18 protein-coding genes are annotated in these 20014 nt (G+C 41.6%); 12 read left to right on the top strand and 6 right to left on the bottom strand.

The window, feature by feature from the left end; genetic code table 11:
• Positions 1-130: 130 nt before the first annotated feature.
• Positions 131-883, bottom strand: a complete 753-nt coding sequence (locus ACE1B6_RS15025; protein ID WP_413258053.1) for a dienelactone hydrolase family protein — start codon at positions 881-883, stop codon at positions 131-133.
• Positions 884-1141: 258 nt separating this feature from the next.
• Here ACE1B6_RS15025 and ACE1B6_RS15020 point away from each other — a divergent pair, with 258 nt between their 5' ends.
• From ACE1B6_RS15020 to ACE1B6_RS15010, 3 genes are read left to right on the top strand one after another with little or no spacing between them, the layout of a single operon-like run.
• Positions 1142-2128, top strand: a complete 987-nt coding sequence (locus ACE1B6_RS15020; protein WP_413258052.1) for a GntR family transcriptional regulator — start codon at positions 1142-1144, stop codon at positions 2126-2128.
• Positions 2129-2135: 7 nt separating this feature from the next.
• Positions 2136-2690: a Uma2 family endonuclease gene (locus ACE1B6_RS15015; protein ID WP_413258051.1), complete on the top strand. Its 555-nt coding sequence runs from the start codon at positions 2136-2138 to the stop codon at positions 2688-2690.
• Positions 2691-2708: 18 nt separating this feature from the next.
• The gene (locus tag ACE1B6_RS15010; RefSeq protein ID WP_413258050.1) at positions 2709-3353 is read left to right on the top strand and encodes a Uma2 family endonuclease; all 645 of its coding nucleotides are present in this window, start codon (positions 2709-2711) and stop codon (positions 3351-3353) included.
• Positions 3354-3454: 101 nt separating this feature from the next.
• On the opposite strand, the gene ACE1B6_RS15005 is transcribed toward ACE1B6_RS15010, so the two are convergent.
• The 4 genes from ACE1B6_RS15005 to tig form a co-directional block, all read right to left on the bottom strand.
• Positions 3455-4318 (bottom strand): alpha/beta fold hydrolase, encoded by an 864-nt coding sequence (locus ACE1B6_RS15005; protein WP_413258049.1) that lies wholly within the window; start codon positions 4316-4318, stop codon positions 3455-3457.
• 157 nt (positions 4319-4475) lie between these two features.
• Positions 4476-5831, bottom strand: coding sequence for an ATP-dependent protease ATP-binding subunit ClpX (gene clpX / locus ACE1B6_RS15000; RefSeq protein ID WP_413258048.1), 1356 nt, complete (start codon positions 5829-5831; stop codon positions 4476-4478).
• Between the two features lie 9 nt (positions 5832-5840).
• Positions 5841-6485: an ATP-dependent Clp endopeptidase proteolytic subunit ClpP gene (gene clpP, locus ACE1B6_RS14995; RefSeq protein WP_413258047.1), complete on the bottom strand. Its 645-nt coding sequence runs from the start codon at positions 6483-6485 to the stop codon at positions 5841-5843.
• A 337-nt stretch (positions 6486-6822) separates the two neighbouring features.
• The gene (gene tig / locus ACE1B6_RS14990; protein WP_413258046.1) at positions 6823-8262 is read right to left on the bottom strand and encodes a trigger factor; all 1440 of its coding nucleotides are present in this window, start codon (positions 8260-8262) and stop codon (positions 6823-6825) included.
• 635 nt (positions 8263-8897) lie between these two features.
• Between tig and ACE1B6_RS14985 the strand changes: the two genes are divergently transcribed.
• The 3 genes from ACE1B6_RS14985 (at position 8898) to ACE1B6_RS14975 (ending at position 12840) form a co-directional block, all read left to right on the top strand.
• Positions 8898-9947 carry an aspartate-semialdehyde dehydrogenase gene (locus ACE1B6_RS14985; RefSeq protein ID WP_413258045.1) on the top strand — a complete coding sequence of 350 codons (1050 nt, stop codon included), beginning with the start codon at positions 8898-8900 and terminating at the stop codon, positions 9945-9947.
• Positions 9948-9988: 41 nt separating this feature from the next.
• On the top strand, positions 9989-10876 hold the full coding sequence (gene dapA, locus ACE1B6_RS14980) for a 4-hydroxy-tetrahydrodipicolinate synthase (protein ID WP_413258044.1): 888 nt from the start codon (positions 9989-9991) through the stop codon (positions 10874-10876).
• Between the two features lie 209 nt (positions 10877-11085).
• Complete coding sequence (locus tag ACE1B6_RS14975) at positions 11086-12840, top strand: ribonuclease J (RefSeq protein ID WP_413258043.1); 1755 nt, start codon at positions 11086-11088, stop codon at positions 12838-12840.
• Positions 12841-12935: 95 nt separating this feature from the next.
• Here the strand turns inward: ACE1B6_RS14975 and ACE1B6_RS14970 are convergent, their stop codons facing one another.
• Positions 12936-13217 (bottom strand): hypothetical protein, encoded by a 282-nt coding sequence (locus ACE1B6_RS14970; RefSeq protein ID WP_413258042.1) that lies wholly within the window; start codon positions 13215-13217, stop codon positions 12936-12938.
• Positions 13218-13267: 50 nt separating this feature from the next.
• On the opposite strand from ACE1B6_RS14970, the gene ACE1B6_RS14965 reads away from it, so the two are divergent.
• The 6 genes from ACE1B6_RS14965 (at position 13268) to ACE1B6_RS14940 (ending at position 20000) form a co-directional block, all read left to right on the top strand.
• On the top strand, positions 13268-13639 hold the full coding sequence (locus ACE1B6_RS14965; protein WP_413258041.1) for a Mo-dependent nitrogenase C-terminal domain-containing protein: 372 nt from the start codon (positions 13268-13270) through the stop codon (positions 13637-13639).
• Positions 13640-14653: 1014 nt separating this feature from the next.
• Positions 14654-15430 carry a hypothetical protein gene (locus ACE1B6_RS14960; protein WP_413258040.1) on the top strand — a complete coding sequence of 259 codons (777 nt, stop codon included), beginning with the start codon at positions 14654-14656 and terminating at the stop codon, positions 15428-15430.
• 95 nt (positions 15431-15525) lie between these two features.
• A complete protein-coding gene (locus ACE1B6_RS14955; protein WP_413258039.1) occupies positions 15526-15780 on the top strand; it encodes a hypothetical protein in 255 nt (84 codons plus the stop codon).
• A 3-nt stretch (positions 15781-15783) separates the two neighbouring features.
• The gene (gene mltA / locus ACE1B6_RS14950; RefSeq protein ID WP_413258038.1) at positions 15784-16959 is read left to right on the top strand and encodes a murein transglycosylase A; all 1176 of its coding nucleotides are present in this window, start codon (positions 15784-15786) and stop codon (positions 16957-16959) included.
• 126 nt (positions 16960-17085) lie between these two features.
• Positions 17086-17868, top strand: a complete 783-nt coding sequence (locus tag ACE1B6_RS14945) for a class I SAM-dependent methyltransferase (RefSeq protein ID WP_413258037.1) — start codon at positions 17086-17088, stop codon at positions 17866-17868.
• Between the two features lie 209 nt (positions 17869-18077).
• Entirely contained in the window at positions 18078-20000 is a 1923-nt protein-coding gene (locus ACE1B6_RS14940) for a cation:proton antiporter (protein ID WP_413258036.1), read from the top strand.
• Positions 20001-20014: the final 14 nt, after the last annotated feature.

The raw sequence follows: 20014 nt of genomic DNA, 5'->3' as shown, positions 1-20014 counted from the left end.
TAGTTTGTTGTAATTGTGCCAGTGGCATAATTATATAAATACCACTAACAACTGTTTGTTTGGCTGATTAATTCAGTATTATTTAACAGTGGCAAACACTTGCGAAAGGTTTACCACATTTTCCATCAAATCAAGTCTCTAAAGAGAGATTCATTTGAAACAATTGTTTAACTTGTTGCCAAGCAGCTTTAGCCGCCTCTGCATCATAACTACTTCGATGGTCACAAAAGAAACCGTGGTCTACTCCATCGTAGCGAAAGATACGATGATGAATGTGATGTTTTGTTAACTCCGCTTCAATCTGGGCAACCTGTTCTGACGGAATACTAGCATCAGCCATGCCAAAAAAGGCATAAATTGTTCCCTTAATGTCTTTAGTGCGAGTAACAGTTGGTTCACCACCACCCGGAGTCATAGTGGTAATTCCAGCACCATAAAAAGAAGCGGTAGCTTTAATATCAGGTAAAGTTGCTGCTAAGTAAGCAATATGACCACCAAAACAAAAACCAATGCAACCAAAACCTTCGGCTTTGACTTCGGGGAGTTTCTGCAAATAATTAATTGTGGCTTGGATATCGCTGAGTAATTCTGACGCTTTGGTTTGCTCCTTATATTTTCTCCCTTCTTGAATGTCTTCGGGAGTGTAACCTGCTTGATATCCAGGTGCTTGGCGTTGGTAAATAGCGGGGGCGATCGCTACATAACCTTCCTTAGCAATGCGTTCTGTTACCTCCCGAATATGAGCGTTGACCCCAAAAATCTCCTGAATTACTATTACCCCCGGAAAAGACAATTGACCCACAGGTTGAGCCAAGTAAGCATCTATTTGTAGATCGCCATGAGGAACTTTGACATGGTTTGTGCGAATCTCTAGGTCTGTCATGATGATTTTGACCGTCTTGATATCACCGTTTAGATTTTAGTTGATTAATCTGCATAGCAAGCATCCATCATCGATCGATCACCCATTTTAGTCAACTTGTTAGGTACCAGTATTAGGTAAGATGCTGTTATCCCTATTTTCTGATATCCCATTTTGGGCAGGATAACCATAAACTGGAGATACAGACAATAAGTAGGAATTTTTTTGTCTACCTAAATCTCTGTTAATTTATTGATTGGAGTCCCTGGAGGCTCTACTATGGTTCAATTTCATATTCAGCCGGATAGTGAAATTCCGGCTTCTACCCAACTATTTAATCAAATTAGGTTTGCGATCGCATCCCGTCAATTTCCCCCTGGACATCGCCTTCCCAGCACCAGAGCATTAGCAATGCAAACAGGTTTACACCGTAACACTATTAGCAAAGTCTATCGTCATTTAGAAGAAATTGGATTAGTTGATTCCCAAGCTGGATCGGGAATTTATGTTCGGGCTCAAGGTCACGAAGGCGGAACCAAAACTAAAAAATCCCCTATCTTAGAACAATATCCCGAAGCTAGTAAAATTGTCCAAGAAAGTTTAGATAAACTTTTAGGACAAGGTTGCAGTCTTAGTCAAGCTAGAGAGTTATTTTTAGGAGAAATTGATTGGCGATTGCGTTGTAGTGCTCGCGTTTTGGTTACTGCTCCCAGTTACGATATTGGAGTTGGGGAATTAATGGTACAGGAATTAGAGCAAGCTTTAGGAATTCCGGTGCAATTAGTACCTTTAGAACAACTGGCAAAATCTTTAGAACAAACTCATTCTGGCACAGTTGTTACTAGTCGTTATTTTATTGGTGAAGCTGAAGCGATCGTTGCTCCTCAAGCGGTGCGAGTAATCCCGATCGATATCTACGATTACAGCAAAGAAATTCAAATTGTTAGCACTTTACCAAAAGATAGTTGTCTGGGTTTAGTTAGTCTCAGTTCTGGTATTCTCCGAGCTTCTGAAGTAATTATTCACAGTTTACGCGGTGAAGATTTACTAGTAATGACAGCGCAAAAAGGAGACACTTATAAACTAAATGCTTTGGTTCGCAGCGCCAGAGTTATTATTAGCGATCAAGCTAGTTTTGCTACTGTTAAAGCTGTGGTTGCTGAAGCAAGAGATGATTTGATTCGTCCCCCGCAATTAGTTTGTTGTGAAAACTACATTGGGATTAATTCGATTAACTTACTTAAACGAGAATTAGGTTTAGGGTGAAGAATCTATGATTACCCAAATTCGCTTGTGGACTGTGGAAGAATATCACCGCATGATTGATGTTGGTATTCTGAATACTGAGGATAAAGTTGAACTTTTAGAAGGTCGAATTATTAAAATGACTCCGCAACGTCCACCTCATGCTGGTACAACTCAAAGAGCATCTGATTACTTAAAAGAACAACTGAAAAATCAAGCTCATGTGAGAATGCAGTTACCTATTACTCTGTCAACCTCAGAACCAGAACCAGATATTGCGGTAGTTCGCATCGATCCAAATGGTTATGGCGATCGCCACCCCAATGCTAACGATATTTTACTTTTAATTGAAGTAGCTTACACTACTTTAAATATCGATCGCCAAGAAAAAGCACCAATTTATGCCAAAGCAAATATAGCCGATTATTGGATTTTGGATGTTATTGAAAGATGCGTTTATATTTTCCGAAATCCCACCCCGTCAGGTTATCAAGCAGAAATGATTTTAACTGCCGATCGTGCAATTTCTCCCCTAGCTTTTCCAACAATTGAAATACCTTTTTCTCAACTGTTTCTTCCTTGATTTTAAACGAGGTGAATTATGCAGCAAATTCAGCGGGAAATAGCGATCGACAACTGGATCAAAACTAGTTGGGATGAATACATAAAAATACTTGACAATCCCGACTATCAAAGAGCAAAATCCTACTATCACAACGGAAAAATGAGGATTGAAATGCCCCCAATAGGAAACGATCATGCCAGCGATCATACAATTATTATTGCTGTTGTCACTTTATTTGCAGCTACCAATGGTATTACTTTGAATGGCAAAGATAACTGCACTTACCGTAAAACAGGCATTCAAGACGTACAACCAGACGTATCTTATTACATTGGTGAAAACGCAAACATAGTTCCTTATGGAACTTCGATTATTGACTTAGACATTTATCCTCCACCAACCTTAGTTATAGAAGTTGCTAACACTTCATTAGCCGATGATAAAGGCGAAAAACGACTAATCTACGAAGATTTAAAAGTAACTGAATACTGGATTGTCGATGTGCCAAATGTCCAAGTTATTGCTTTTTTAATTGAAAATAATGGCAGTCGCCGGATTACTCAATCTCACGTATTACCTGGATTAGAAATTTCTCTATTAAACGAAGCTTTCCGGCGAACTCGACAAATGGATCAAGGACAAGTTTATAGTTGGTTATTAACTCAATTTCAACAAAAATAATATAATACCAAATTTGGCTGAAATAGCACAATTAGTAGGATGCGTCAGAAATCCAAACCTTGATGCTCTCAAGCAGATTTATAGTCTGACGCACCCTACAACTAAGCCTTAATTTTGTCACCAACTCCCAGAAATTCTCTCACTTTTTCCAAGTAAGTTTCTGCATCTTCCAACATCGGAAAATGAGCAGTTTTCGGAATTAAGACATACTCAACCTGATCGCTTAAATTTGCCGCTTGTCGCCCCATTTCTGCGGGAATAATTAAGTCAAACTCCCCGGAAACTAACAAAGTTGGCACTGTTAATTTAGTAAATTCTTGCGGCATTATTTCCGATGCTTCCTTACTCACAGAAGTAAAAATAGTTCCTAAAGCCGCCTCATAATCTGCTGTAAGAAAATCTTCTAAAAAAGCTCGACTAATCGCAGTTGGTAAGGGACGATGTAAAAACCGCTGCATGAAAAGTTTATCCACTAAGGGAATTTTTCCTAACCAGCGAGGACGAAACTTCACCACATAACCGCCAAATTTATGGAAAGCAGCAAAAGCTTTTTCGTCATACTCAAAAATGCCGCTACAAGTTAAAATTGCCCTTTCCACGCGCTGGGGATACAAATTTAAAAATAGGGTAGCCACAGAAGCACCCATTGAGTGAGCATTAAGATAAACTCTTTCTAACTGAAAGGCATCTAATAATGCTGCTAAATCTTCCGCATATTCTTCTAATTCATAAGTTAAAGTAGCTGCATCCTCTACTTGTAATAAAGGCAACCGGGAACGACCAAAACCGCGTAAATCGTAGAGTAAACAATCAAAATCTTCTGCTAAAGCTTCAGCCGTACTTTCCCAATATCTGCCAGAACCCGCCCAACCGTGAACAAAAACCATTACTGGTTTTTTTGTATCAGTTTGGCTGCGAATCCATTCGTAAAAATGCTCGACACCACGAATTTTAATTAATGGCATTGGTCATTAGTTATTGGTCATCAGGTATGTTGTTGTGCTTCAGCACTAATGGCGCTGAAGCGCAACAACGTACTCGATCTTAATCCCAATTATTTCTACTAGCAACTTGCTTTAGATTTAATTTGTTCTTAGCTACTACCAACGACCAACGACTATTTTAAGCTGATTCTGGTTTTGGTAAAGAGGAAGGATGGAGCAGGAGTTCGGCAGTAGAGCGTTTTTCTACCATTTCCTTGGTAATCAGGCAACGAGTAACATCTTTGCGGGAGGGTAACTCGTACATGACATCGAGCATAATCTCTTCGACGATGCCCCGTAATGCTCTGGCACCAGTTTTGCGGCGATAGGCTTCTTGAGCGATCGCTCTCACCGCATCCGGTTTAAACTCTAATTGGACATTATCCATCTTCAGCAGTTTTTGATACTGCTTAACTAAAGCATTCTTGGGTTCAGTCAAGATTACCGTCAAGGTTTCCTCATCCAACGGTTCCACCATTCCTACCACAGGTATCCGACCGATAAATTCTGGAATCATGCCAAACTTCACTAAATCATCCGGTTCCAGATGCTTCAGAAGATCGGCAGTTCTCTTTTCTCGTGGTTTATTAATCTCCGCCCCATTGGGATCAATTTCAAACCCCATAAAGTTGCGTTTACCAATGCGTTGTTCAATAATCTTTTCTAAACCAACAAACGCACCACCACAAATAAACAAGATATTGCTGGTATCAAGTTGGATGCAGTCTTGGTAAGGATGTTTCCGTCCACCTTGGGGCGGTACATTAGCCACCGTTCCTTCCAACATTTTCAGTAAAGCTTGTTGTACTCCTTCCCCAGACACATCTCTGGTAATCGAAGGATTTTCGCTCTTTCGTGCAATCTTGTCAATTTCATCGATGTAAATAATCCCTCGTTGGGCTTCTTCTACATCAAAATCTGCCACCTGAAGCAACCGGAGTAAGATGTTTTCTACATCTTCCCCTACGTAACCTGCCTCGGTCAAAGTTGTTGCATCTGCCACTGCAAACGGCACATCCAGCATAGTTGCTAAGGTTTGCGCCAACAGTGTCTTGCCGCAGCCAGTGGGTCCCATCAGCAGAATGTTAGATTTTTGTAATTCTACGCTGTCGTCAGGGCTGACTTTGCCATTGTTTTTCGACTGGATAAAACTGAGACGTTTGTAGTGGTTATAGACAGCTACCGATAAAACTTTTTTGGCTTCATTCTGACCGATTACATATTCATCTAAATACTTTTTAATCTCTCTTGGTTTAGGAATTTGATGGAGCGAAAGATGAGCCGAGCGGGAACGCCGCTTCTGTGCTGGTTCTGCCCTGTTAGTTGGTTGAGGAGTGGAAGGACTGGTATCCAACAACTCCTCTTCCAAGATTTCGTTACACAGGTCAACGCATTCATCACAGATGTAGACTCCCGGCCCAGCAATCAGTTTGCGTACTTGCTCCTGAGACTTGCCACAAAAAGAACATTTTAAATGGGAGTCGTATTTAGACATAACTGCCTCTTATTTGAGTGTGTTAACGGCGTTTCCCGACAAGGGAATGTTTTGTTTGACGATTACCCGATCGATCAGACCGTAGTCTTTAGCTTCAGCTGCTGACATGAAGAAATCGCGATCGGTATCTACTTCTACTTTATCTAGAGGTTGCCTCGTATGATAAGCCAACAACTCATTTAACTTACGTTTATGATAAAGAATTTCTTTGGCCTGGATCTCAATGTCCACTGCTTGACCTTGGGCACCACCTAATGGTTGGTGAATCATAATCCGGGAGTTAGGCAAAGACATCCGTTTCCCATGAGTTCCCGCTGTGAGTAAAAACGCGCCCATGCTGGCAGCTAAACCATAACAGATTGTGACAATATCGGGGCGAATCTGCTGCATTGTGTCATAGATTGCCATCCCTGCTGTCACTGAACCCCCTGGAGAGTTGATATACAGTTGAATGTCTTTTTCTGGGTCTTCCGCATCCAAGAATAGTAGTTGTGCTACTAAGGAGTCTGCTACATCATCGTCAACTTGCGTACCCAGAAACACTATTCTTTCCCGCAACAGACGGGAGTAAATATCATAAGCCCGTTCTCCCATGCCAGACTGTTCGACTACCATTGGGAGCATAAGCTTTGGGTTTTGGCTGTAAATTTCCATTTGGCGCAAACTCTAAAAGAATAATCAATGGGTGACAGCTAGCAATGAGTTTTGTTAACTGAGACTGCTAAGTGAATTAGGTAACTATATCCGTTATATCGAATAACGCTATTTTTTGGCTATCTCCTGAAACTTTATTCTTCTCTTTAATTCTACCTCTAGTTAAGCAGCGAAAAATCTTCGCAATACTTATCAAATTTTAGTTATTTTGTAACTGCCAATTTTCAGCGATCGCGGTTCTCTAGACAACTAAAGAATAAATTTACAAAAAGTACGTTGTTGCGCTTTAGGGCAACAACGTACCTGGAAAATTCTCCCACTAGTATCAATTCATCAATTATTCAGTGGCACTGGTTGGTTCTGAACTTGCTTCCGTTGTGGTTGACTCGGTTGCTTCGGGAGTTTCTGTTGCTTCCGTTGTGGTTGACTCGGTTGCTTCGGAAGTACTGGTGCTTAATGTACCTTCTGGTACTAGCTCAATTTGAGAATGTTCTGTTAGCCAGCTAATGATTTTATCTTTCAGTAGGTCTTCTTCTACGAATTCGCGGAGTCTTTCTGGATCGATATTATCGTCGTCGGCAAACTCTTCTGTTAATTCTTTAATTTTGGCTGCGATCGCACCAGGTTCTACTTCAATAGATTCTAGTTTTGCTACTTCTTTGAGAGCTAAAGAACGTTTTAAGCGTTCGATCGCATCTCCCCGCGACGCTTGCCGCATTTGCGCCACCATATCCTGAGTAAACAATTTTCTCACATCCACGCCTTGATTACTCAGGCGAATCGCTGTCTGAGTCAGCATGGCATCAACTTCCTGCTGAATCAAAGTTTCTGGCAAATCTACTTCTATCTGCTTTTGCAGTTCTTTGAGAATCGCTTCAGTTTTATTTGCTTCTGTTTTGTTTTGTGCTACCTCTTGAAATCTCTTTTCTAAGCTTTCTCTTAACTCTGCCAAGGTTTGAAACTCACTGATTTCTTGAGCAAAGTCGTCATTAAGTTCCCGTAACTCTTTCTCCTTCAGTTCTTTGAGGGTAATTGTAAAAACAGCGGGTTTACCTGCTAAATCTTGTTGGGGATACTCTTGGGGAAATTCTACGGAAACTTCTTTGGTTTCTCCTGGATTCATCCCCATAATGCCATCGACAAATCCTTCAATAAACTTTCCTTCGGCTAGTTCTACCTGAAAGTCCTGAGCTTCGCCACCAGGAATCGGGGTATCCTCACCCTCGCCTTCACTGATTATCCGACCTTGAAAATCTACTACTGCTACATCTCCTTTAGCAGCGGCTCTGCCTTCTACGGGAACTAAAGTAGCATTTTCTTGGCGGCGTTCGGTCAAAAATCCCTCAACTTGTTCTGGGTCATATTTGACTTCTTCAGCCTGAATGTTTAAACCAGTATATTGGTTTAGTTTTACCTCTGGTGGTACATCTACCTTGACTGAGAAGGTTAAAGTTTCTCCTGGTTGAAACTTTTCTGCTAATTCCTCTTGGGAAGTATTGAGATAAAATTCCCCAATAGCATCGATCTGCTCTTGCTTTACAGCTTGTTGTACACCATCGCGAATCACATCTTCCAACGCGGCTGCTTTAAGTCGCGCCGTACCAAAGCGTTGCAGGAGTACTTGCCGCGGTACTTTGCCTTTGCGAAACCCAGGAATGTTGGCAGTGCGGGCTAGGTTTTGTAGAACCTGCTCGTAAGCTTTTTTGGACATTTCAGGGGGAATTTCTATTTCCAGACCAATCTGGCTAGCGGGAAGCTTTTCCTGGGTGACTTTCATGAATTTTCTGGTTCCGAATAACTAAAATTTAGTGTTTTCTGGCTAAAACAGGAGCTAGGGCTTTATTTTCTCAGCAATGCTTGCCCTGGCTTTTCCAGCAAACGCCTGTTAGCTTACCTTAGTCTCTACTTTGAGGCTATTTTGCTCTCAACTTTTGCACTATCCCCGATCGCAGGTCTTACACCGTGATATGCTGGTGCAAGTAACCAGCTAATCTGGATATTTGCCAAACTGGAAGCGCATTAGTCGGTTCTGACTTCAGCCTCAAGCGTGAGGTGGTGCTTTTCTGTTTTGGTTTCGTATCTGATAATAGTACATATAGCATACTCATTTGTTGCTAAATTCGAGGATAATCTTTAATCTATAAGATCGAGAATTTTGTAAAATTTGCATAATTAGTGTATATGTTTTTAAATTACGGAATAGCTAAACAATAAAGTAGTCGATCGCATTCAACAACTTAAGCAATCTGGTTACTCATAGAGTCAATTGGTTAAGAGTGTCTGCTAAACCTAGTTAAAATACCCAGTAGAATTCCTGAAACCCAAACCTGGATAACTGTAGAAAAACTCACAACTAGAACTTATACTTAACGAAATCTCAACCTTTTAGCACCAACATCGGAGGAATGTACTTTGTCAAAAACTTATCGAGTCGCAATTTTAGGCGCAACTGGAGCCGTAGGGACTGAGTTCCTAGAATTGCTGGCAAGTCGTCAGTTTCCCCTGGCTGATTTAAAATTATTGGCTTCTCCCCGTTCGGCTGGACGTACTATCCAGTTTGCTGGAGAAAGCCTGCCAGTGGAAGCAGTGAGCGAAGCAGCGTTTAACAATGTAGATATCGTCTTGGCTTCAGCTGGGGGCTCCACTTCCAAACTTTGGGCAGCGAAAGCAGTGGCAGCTGGGGCAGTGGTAATTGATAACTCCAGTGCTTTTCGCATGGAACCTAACGTGCCTTTGGTAGTGCCAGAAGTTAATCCTCAAGCGGCATTTACTCACCAAGGAATTATTGCCAATCCCAACTGTACGACCATTTTAATGGCTGTGGCAGTTTGGCCTTTACACCAAGTAGAGCCAGTACAACGGATAGTCGCCGCCACCTACCAATCTGCTAGCGGTGCCGGTGCCAGAGCAATGGAAGAAATGAAGGAACAGGCACAGGCAATTTTACAAGGCGAAGAGGCAAAAACAGAGATTTTCCCCTATCCTTTGGCATTTAATTTGTTCACGCATAACTCCAAATTGAACGAATTGGGGTATTGTGAAGAAGAGATGAAAATGGTCAACGAAACCAGGAAAATTTTTGCTAACCCCGAAATGCGAATTACGGCAACTTGTGTTCGGGTTCCCGTCTTACGGGCGCATTCCGAAGCGATTAACCTAGAATTTGGTAGCCCTTTTCCGGTGGCAAAAGCTAAGGAAATTCTCAGTCAGTCGCCAGGGGTTAAACTGGTGGAAGACTGGCAAGCTAATTATTTCCCGATGCCGATGGAAGCAAGCGGTAAAGATGATGTTTTAGTGGGTCGGATTCGTGAAGATATTTCTAATCCTAATGGTTTAGAATTATGGCTCAGTGGCGACCAAATTCGCAAAGGTGCAGCTTTGAATGCTGTTCAAATTGCCGAATTGTTGGTTAAAGAAAATTTGCCTTCTCCTCCTGAATTGGCTGTTTCGGGCAAAAATTAAAAATATAATTAGTCAGAAAAATTATTAGGAGCGAAAAGAGTGTGGGAAAGTTTGGACGGGTAATTACCGCTTTAGTTACGCCTTATAAAGAAGATGGCAGTGTAAATTACGCAGTTGCAGAGCAATTAGCGGGACATTTGGCGGAAAATGGGACAGATGCTTTTGTGATTTGTGGTACTACTGGGGAGTCTCCGACGCTGAAATGGGAAGAGGAGTTTGAGTTATTTCAGGTAGTGCAAAAGGCGGTAGCTGGGAAAGCCAAAATTATTGCGGGAACAGGTGCGAATTCTACAAAAGACGCGATCGCTGCGACGCAAAAAGCCGCTACACTAGGAATAGATGCTTCTTTACAAGTGGTTCCTTACTATAACAAGCCACCCCAAGAAGGACTTTATCAGCATTTTCAGGCGATCGCCAAATCTGCTCCCGATTTGCCGATAATGCTCTACAATATACCTGGTCGGACTGGGCAAAACTTAGCGCCAGAAACCGTGGCTCGTTTAGCACAAATTCCTAATATTGTTGCTATTAAAGAAGCTAGCGGTAGTATGGATCAAGCTAGTCAAATTCGCCATCTCACCCCACCAGAATTCGAGATTTATTCTGGAGATGATTCTCTCACATTGCCCTTGTTAGCAATTGGTGGCACAGGAATAGTTAGCGTTGCTAGCCATTTAGTAGGCAATCAAATTCAACAAATGGTAAAAGCTTTTGAAGCAGGTAAAACTGCCGAAGCATTAAAAATTCACTTAGAACTTTTTCCCTTGTTTAAAGCCCTATTTATCACCACAAATCCAATTCTCGTAAAAACAGCTTTAAAATTAAAAGGTTGGGATGTTGGTAGCGTTCGCCCACCGCTTTGTGAACCATCAAATGAAGAAATTCAAAAACTAAAAACAGCCTTAGAAAAACTTTCCTTACTTTCATAGGTAATGATAGGGAAAAGTTTTTGACAATTGAATACTTACTTTCCTTAAAACTCTGGATAGTTAGACAAAAATTCACAGCTAACAAGTAAGGAGTACTGGGCAATTTTTGAAGATTAGATTGAGGATTCAATCTGAAGTTTAAATTACCCAATTACCGAATACTAATTAGTAAATACCAAGTTTCTTGTTACTAAAATCAAAGGATGCAAATGACTAAAGATACAAATTCAAAAGTAAAAATTATTCCCTTGGGGGGATTGCACGAAATTGGCAAAAATACCTGCATTTTTGAATACGATGATGAAATCATCCTTTTAGATGCTGGTTTGGCTTTTCCCACTGATGGAATGCACGGGGTAAATATTGTTTTACCAGATACTACTTATCTGAAGGAAAATCGCCATAAAATTAAAGGCATGATCGTTACTCACGGTCATGAAGATCATATTGGTGGTATTCCTTACCACTTGAAACAATTTGATATTCCGGTGATTTATGGGCCCCGTTTAGCAATGGCATTATTGCAGGGGAAATTGGAAGAAGCAGGAGTGAGTAACCGCACGGAATTAAGGTCAGTATTACCTCGCGATCTTGTGCGAATTGGTTCTCACTTTTTTGCGGAATTTATTCGCAATACTCACTCAATTGCTGATAGTTTTACTGTGGCTATTCATACCCCAGTGGGAGTGATTATTCACACAGGTGACTTTAAAGTTGACCACACTCCCGTAGACGGAGAAAGGTTTGATTTCCAAAGGTTAGCTGAACATGGGGAAAAAGGTGTACTTTGTTTAGTGAGTGACTCGACTAACGCGGAAGTTCCGGGTCAAACACCTTCGGAAATGTCGGTTTATCCTAATTTAGATCGGATTTTTTCCCAAGCACCTGGGAGAATTATGCTGACTACTTTTGCTTCTTCGGTACACCGAATCAATATCGTTTTGCAATTAGCTAAGAAGCATAATCGCACTGTTTCGCTGTTGGGTAAATCCATGTTAAATGTGATTGCTCATGCACGGAATTTAGGTTATATCAAATGTGACGATAATTTACTTCAACCTTGGCACGTAGCGCGAAATTTACCGGACGATCGAGTATTAGTTCTGACTACTGGATCGCAAGGGGAACCTTTGGCGGCGATGACGCGAATTGCTAATCAGGAACATCCTCATATTAAAATTCGCCAAGGTGATACGGTCATTTTTTCTGCTAATCCAATTCCGGGAAATACGATCGCAGTAGTGAATACGATCGACAAGTTGATGATCCAAGGTGCAAATGTAATTTACGGTAGAGAAAAAGGCATTCACGTTTCTGGGCACGCTTGTCAAGAAGACCAAAAACTAATGTTAGCTTTAACTCGTCCGAAGTTCTTTTTACCAGTTCACGGCGAACACCGGATGTTAGTAAAACATTCCCAAACTGCTCAAAGTATGGGTGTTCCGGCAGAAAATATGGTGATTATCGATAATGGCGATATTGTGGAACTTTCGGAAGATAGTATTGCTATTGGGGGTAAAGTACCTTCAGGTTTACAACTGGTAGATAGTGCTGGTGTGGTTCACGATAATGTTCTCAAAGAACGGCAACAATTAGCGGAAGATGGGGTAGTTACTATAGCTTCTGCGATTGATTGGGACGGTAAATTAGTTGCTAAACCAGAAGTGCATTTGCGCGGTGTGGTGACTGCGGTTGAGCAAAGTTTACTGCAAAAATTGGTGCAACAAACTATTGAAAATTTATTGAGCGATCGCTGGCGCGAATTTGCCCGAAACTTCGATACTGGAGAAGTAGAGGTAGACTGGACTGGGTTGCAAGCGCAACTAGAACAAGCAATTGCTAGACTACTACGGCGCGAACTGCAAAGTCGTCCGCTGTTAGTCTTCCTCTTACAAGCACCAGAAGCACCCCCAGTGAAAACTACAGGTCGTCGTCGTCGCGTTACTGCTAGGGTAGCTTCTTAAGAAACTCGGAAAATTCTCGCTCGAAAATTCTAGTTCCAGATATACTCCATTTTGGGTATTCGCTAGTTAGTGATTGGTGATTCCGGTAATTCTACCTATTCACCAATCGCCTTTTTGTCTTGAGTAGAATTACTCAAATTTTTTTGGGTTGTCACCGCTTCTCTAAAGTCGGTATACTGAACCGGGCTGTCATCTAAGTTCGTTAGTTCTACGGAAGCAAAACATCCTGATTCTAGGCAGTATAAAATGGAGTTGAGGAAAGCTAAGCTAAAGCCACAACTCATCCATAAGTCGGAGTTTTTCGGAACTCTGACCAGTGAAAAATCACTCAAATGGAGGTGGAAATCCCGTAAAACCATTTGAGAATATGTAGTCAACCAATAGAGGAATCTATGTACCTCTAGGGAAACTAGGAGTTATAAAGTAAATGAATGTATCTCACTCTACCATAGAAGACCGATCGGTTTCAACCTGGATTTGGACAGAGCCAGGAAATATAGCAGTTGAAAACCAAGGCAATCATCACCGTTCTAAAAGACGCTTTGATTTGCTGCAACCTTTGCGCCAGGTACTCGACAATATGGATGTTCGAGATCCCGAATTAGCACATCGGTTGTGTGAAATGATTCCGGCGCAATGTCCTTTTGAACGAGATGTGAAGCTTTTTGGTTGTACCTTGTTTCACATTCCGCCATTGTGTAAGTTGAATCCGCTTTACGAAGAAGTTTCTAACTTACGGTTTCGGGCGTTGTGTTACTTAGCTGATGAATGTGGCGAGGATGTATCGCTCTACTGTTAATTATTACGGCAAAAATTTGGAATAATTGTTTGCGAGGGAAATAATTGGCTTCTGTATGCGATTTGCTGAATTAAATAGATCGAAAAACTCTGCTAACTTAAACTTCATTTTGCTGTACTAGCCTGATTATTTGGTGTCAGTTTTATCTATTTCTACTTCCCTTAGCTTCACAAAAAGAGTAGAAAAAACGAATTTTAGCTTTTCCATCGATCCAACTTAGCAGTGTTGTAATGTGATTCAGTTTTCGGAATTAGCGATCGCCTATTCAGAGAATTTTTGCTCTGGTTAAGTATGTAGATTGTTAACCAAGCTGAAGCTTAGAAATTAGCTAACTAGCGATTAATTTTTCTCGGTATACTTGCTTTTACACCGCCTGGGAAGGGCGGTTTTTTTTAACAATTAGGTGGTGATGAAAAGCTAAATTTGGGAAATTGATGAGGCAGAAATTAATGTAAATTGCCTTTACAAACCGTCAAATTTAGCCATGTTAGTTAACATTTTGTTATTTGTTAAAAACAGCGTAACCTTTGCAGGGAAAGCTTTCTAGAGATTTAATTTGCTAGTTGCGAGAGTGTGGACACTAATTAAGGTAAAGTTTCTTTTCGCATACTTGATCTCTTATAAGAGTGCTGATACTCTAACAGTAGAAGCAATAAAGCTTCCCTGGCAGATCGAACAGCCCAGTGTCAAGTTAGTTAAAAAAAAGAGGAAAAAGAGCTGTTTAATTTACGTCTGTCTCGTCCAAACACAACACCCAACCGGAACATTGATATTTCCTAAGCTGGTTAACTGAGAGCAATAGAACTGGTTTTTGAGCCGAGAGAATCGGAGATTTTAAATCAGTGCAACTCTAGATAGTATTACCAATTAAAGGAAATCACTCGACAAGTAAGGCTTGGGTGTTGTCGTTTTAAACAGAATTTTTTTGAGATTTAGGTATAGAAGCAAGTTTTGGGAAAAAAGTTTAAAATATAAGATCTGAAAACTTTGCTATTTAAATTAAATTTAAGTATTATGGCGATTATTGCGCTGAGAGCTTGGTATCTCCAGAAGTATGAGCCACTAAAAGAACTGGAGAAGCGTCCCCATGATTTGCGCCTCAGTAAGAATAGTTTGTTAAAGTCGGGGTTGCGGGCGGATTTTTTGGAAGATAGCCAGGAGGTCAAGCGATCGCCTTGGTTTGAAAGATATTTGGATGGGGAAACGGTAGAATTTTATATTGAGGGTAGTGGTGGCTATGCCATTGCCAACATTGACTTATGCAGCCATGAGATATATTTCACTAAGCAGTCGGTGATGGCAGATTTAGAACCGACGATTTTTTTGTGTTACCAAAAGGAATATGCTTTGGCGAGTGAGGCGTTACGGGAAGGGTTGCAGAATACGGTGGAAAAATTGAATGAGCGATCGCGCCTGACCTTAAAACTGGTAGAATCACAACGTCCCACAGATAGCCCGCTGCGGTTGAGTGAGATTGTGATGCGGAAAATCCGCAAAAGCTTGTTATTTATTGCTGATAGTACACCAATTACCCGTTGGGAAGGCGAGGGAAAAACGCCAGCACAATTAATTCCCAGTCCGAAAGTTTGCTTAGAACTGGGTTATGCGCTACAAAGCAAGCGTAGCGAACAAATTTTGTTAGTGGAAATGGAACGAGAGCAAATGAAGGGACAGTTTCCCTTTGACTTGCCAAAGTACCAAAGGTTGTGGTTTAAAGATGCTGAAGAATTAAATCAAATGCTGCCAAGTGCGATCGAAGCGCAGCTGGGAAGGTATAATTTATTTTCTTAAGTGATTGAATGGGACATTTCCGGGAAATTTTGTCAGATCTTTAAGCAACTTTTGCCCATAATATGTTTCCATACAGTAGAGAATAGTTTTCTATTATGCCCAGAACTCCTTCTGAATATGCAGTACACCTATTAATCGAAGGTGGTCACAGGGAAGAGGTGCGTTTCCCGACAATTCAAGACTTTCAAAAGTGGTATAGCGGGGAACTAGTACCAAAATCTTCCTCCCAGGACTTTATTAACGTACCAATTAAAAACATTCAGGGAGAATACATGGTGGTACGACCATCCCGTGTGGTGGGAATTCGAGTAGAACCAATATTCACATCCAGTATTGACCGAGAAACTTGATTGATGATTAATACGCTAGGTTCTTTTGCCCTGAGTTTGGGCATAATATTTGCTCAAATCCCAACTCCGACAACGCCAACTCCTAACAGTAGCCTACCACTGCAACCGATTACGGAAGCGCAGGAACAACAGTTAGGTTTGGACGATCGCTTATGGGGTCGTCCCGGTCAAAAGGGAGATAAACAGGCTTTACTACGATCGATCGATAATAGCCTGAAATATTTGCGAACTTCCAAAGCAGCGGAAGCTTACGCTAATTATCCTGTACCGGGAATTACTTTAGATCGGGTACGCCGCAGTTTGGTAAGGTTTCGCCAGTTGGTAGTTAACTCTCGTTCCGCAGCACAATTAAAAGCCGCTGTGAGAAGGGAGTTTGTTTTCTACCAATCTGTGGGTCACGATAATCAAGGAACGGTGACATTTACAGGCTATTATGAGCCGATTTATCGAGCTAGTCTGACACCAACTGCAACTTACCGCTATCCGATTTACCGATTACCAACTGATTTTGAAAGTTGGCAACGTCCGCACCCAACTAGGGTGGAACTGGAAGGCAAGGATGGTTTACAGGGTGACAAGGGGCCGCTAAAAGGTTTAGAACTAGCTTGGTTGAGCGATCGCTTTGAAGCTTTTCTGATTCACATTCAAGGTTCTGCTCGTTTGCAATTGCCTGATGGCAGAATTATGAGCGTTGGCTATGCAGGTAAAACCGATCATCCATACATTAGTGTGGGTCGAGAAATGGCTAAAGACGGGAAATTGCCCTTAGCTGGGTTATCTATTCCGGTCATGATCGACTTTTTTCGCCGTTATCCCCAAGAATTGAGCGTTTATCTGCCACGATATAACCCGTTTATTTTCTTTCGGGACAGTGGTGGTGCGCCAGCAATGGGTTTTACTAATGTTCCGGTGACGGCAGAAAGATCGATCGCTACCGATAAAGAGTTAATGCCTCCCGGTGCCTTAGCTTTTATTCGCACTCCCTTACCTTTCCCATCTGGCAGAGGTGGTATGACATTTCGCCGAGTCAGCCGTTTTGTCTTGGATCAAGATGCCGGAAGTGCGATTAAAGGTGCAGGTCGGGTGGATGTGTTTATGGGAACTGGTCGGTCAGCTGGCGATCGGGCAGGAGTAATGAAGAGTAAAGGACAACTTTATTATTTATTGCTCAAAGATTGAAGATGAAGGGGACAGGGGACTAGGGACTGGGGACTGGGAGAGAATAGTAAATAAAAGTTCCTTCAATTGTACTCATCCCTACTCCCTTTCTTCTTTCAGGATTTCCAAGACAGCAAGAGGAGTGTCATGCCAACTTTAGAGGAGAACTACCAGACTTGGAATCAGACTTACGATTGGTCTGAAGGTGGGGCGGAATGGTCGAGAAACTGGGGTAATATTCCGATTCAGTGGTATGCAGTTTTAATGCCCCGGATTTATCCATTTGTCCCAGCTGCAAGAATTTTGGAAATTGGCCCAGGTGCGGGACGCTGGACAGGATTTCTCAAAGATTTGTGTCAGGAATTGACTTTGGTTGATTTATCGGACAAATGTATAGAAATTTGCCGAGAAAAGTTTCAGAAATACAGCCATATTCGCTATTTTGTCAATGATGGTTCTTCTTTGGCAATGATTGCGGATAATTCTATTGATTTTGTTTTTAGTTTTGATTCTTTAGTTCATGCCGATCGCCCAACTTTAACCGCTTATCTGCAAGAATTGGCAGCTAAATTAACAGAAACAGGATTTGGTTGGATTCATCATTCTAATATGGGTGAGTACTCGAATCTGCAACCTGATGAGTTTACTGGTTGGCGTTCTTTAGATGTTAGCGCCGAGAGTGTCCGTGCTGCTGCTGAAGCAGTTGGTTTACGGGTGATTGCTCAAGAAGTTTTTACTTGGCGCAGTGAGAAATTCACAGATTGTATTTCGATTTTTACGCCCGATCGATCGGAGATGCCCGACTTTTTGAACAAGTCGGGGATCTTTCGGAATCCTGACTTTGCGGCTCAACGTACTTATCTGAAACAACTGGCAGATATTTACGGATCGTTGCATAATGAAGAAATGATTAAGCAGATAGTAAAATAAAAAAGCTTTAAATCAAATTTTGGCTTCTGGAAGAAACAAAATTTTCCCTTTTGTCCTGAAAACCTCTGCCCTGTGCCTTTCTGCGGTGATTTTAGTCGTAACAAACATCACTCAAATAATCAGTGAACTCCCTCAAGATCCGCAAAGCTTTTGTGCATTAAAAATGAGGCATTTTAACTTGAATTGTTGGCCTGCAACCATGAAGACTTATGGAAGGATCGTTTGAAATCACCCTGTTGATGGTAATTACTATCATTGCAGGCATCAGCGCCCAGGTGATCGCGGAATTTTTGAAGGTTCCTAGCATCGTCTTCTTGCTGCTGTTTGGCATTGCGTTAGGGCCAGATGGGTTGGGTGTGTTGCATCCAAACTTGTTGGGTACTGGTTTAGAAGTAATTGTGGCACTCTCGGTGGCTGTGATTCTGTTTGAAGGTGGGTTAAACCTGGAATTACGGGAACTGGGAAGGGTTTCTGGTAGTTTACGGAATTTGGTGACCATTGGAACTCTAATTACGTTACTTGGCGGGGGAATGGCGGCGCATTGGTTGGGTGAGTTTCCTTGGTCGATCGCTTTTCTTTATGCTTCTCTGGTAGTTGTCACTGGACCGACTGTGGTTAGTCCATTGCTGAAGCAGGTGAAGGTCGATCGGCAAGTTGCCACCCTCCTCGAAGGCGAAGGCGTGTTAATTGACCCTGTAGGTGCAATTCTGGCGGTTGTGGTGTTAGATACCATCCTCAACCCAAATGCTAACCCGCTGTTAGCTCTCAGCGGTCTATTCTTGCGCTTGGGAATTGGGGGAATTATCGGTGCTGCTGGGGGTTGGTTGCTAGGTTGGATTCTCAAACGTGCCAGTTTTATTTCGGAAGAACTGAAAAACTTAATCGTTTTGGCGGGTTTGTGGGGTTTATTTACTCTGGCGCAAATGATCCGCAGTGAATCAGGATTAATGACTACTGTAGTCGCGGGAATTCTTTTGCGAGCATCTTCTGTTCCCGAAGAACGTTTGATTCGCCGCTTTAAAGGTCAGTTAACTATCTTAAGTATTTCGGTGTTGTTTATTCTGCTTTCGGCAGATTTGTCTATTGCTAGTTTGTTCGTTTTAGGTTGGGGTAGCGTCTTTACCATTTTGGTATTAATGTTTGTGGTACGCCCGATTAGTATTGCTATTTGTACTTGGAATAGCGATCTAAATTGGCGACAAAAACTGTTTGTGAGTTGGATTGCACCGAGAGGAATTGTTTCGGCTTCTGTAGCTTCTTTGTTTGCAATTTTGTTAACTCAAAGGGGTTTTAACGGGGGAGATTCAATTAAGGCGCTGGTTTTTCTCACAATTATTATGACTGTGTTTTTCCAAGGATTAACGGCGCGTTTGTTGGCTAAATCGCTAAAAATTACTTCGACAGAAGCAACTGGTGTAATTATTGTTGGTTCTCATGCTTTAGGAAGGTTGATTGCGCGAATTTTCCAAGAAAGGGGTGAATCAGCTGCTTTAATTGATACCGATCCTGAAGCTTGTAAACTAGCGGAACAGGAAAATTTGCAGGTTTTCTTAAGTAGTGCTTTAGATACAGAAGTTTTGGAAAAAGCCGGATTAGCTGCGGCGGGAACCTTTGTTTCGATGACTAATAATGGGGAAGTAAATTTGGTGTTGGCGCAAAGAGCAACTGAAGAGTTTTCCCCACCAAGAGTGTTAGCGGTATTTCCTCGCGATCCGCAATTAAGTAATGATAATAAAAACCATCATCAGAAAGTTCAACAAGCTTTTGTACAACATTTACAGATTAAAACTTGGAATGAGTATCTTAATGATGGTAAAGCGAAGTTGGGTAAAACTGAATTAAAAGAGGATGGTTTTGCTTTTCAACAAGCGCATTTACAAGCGTTAATTCATTCTGGGGAATTTGTGCCTTTGTTGATGGAAAGGGATGAACGTTTGATGATTGTTGCGGCGGCGGAAGAATGGCAGGTTGGCGATCGCATTATCTATTTATTACACGATTTGCGACCGAATTTACTCAAGCGTTTATCTGGTGCTAGTCCTTCTTCTCCTTTAACTGTAGAGAAACTCCCGAAAGTGGAAGAAGTGCCAATTGCTCATACCAGCAGAGAACCTTCTTTAGAAAAAGCCTAAATTTGAAAGCAAAA

The organism is Floridaenema fluviatile BLCC-F154, assembly GCF_041929135.1.
GTDB classification, from domain to species: Bacteria; Cyanobacteriota; Cyanobacteriia; order Cyanobacteriales; family Aerosakkonemataceae; genus Floridanema; species Floridanema fluviatile.
This window is presented reverse-complemented; position numbering and strand designations above follow the sequence as displayed.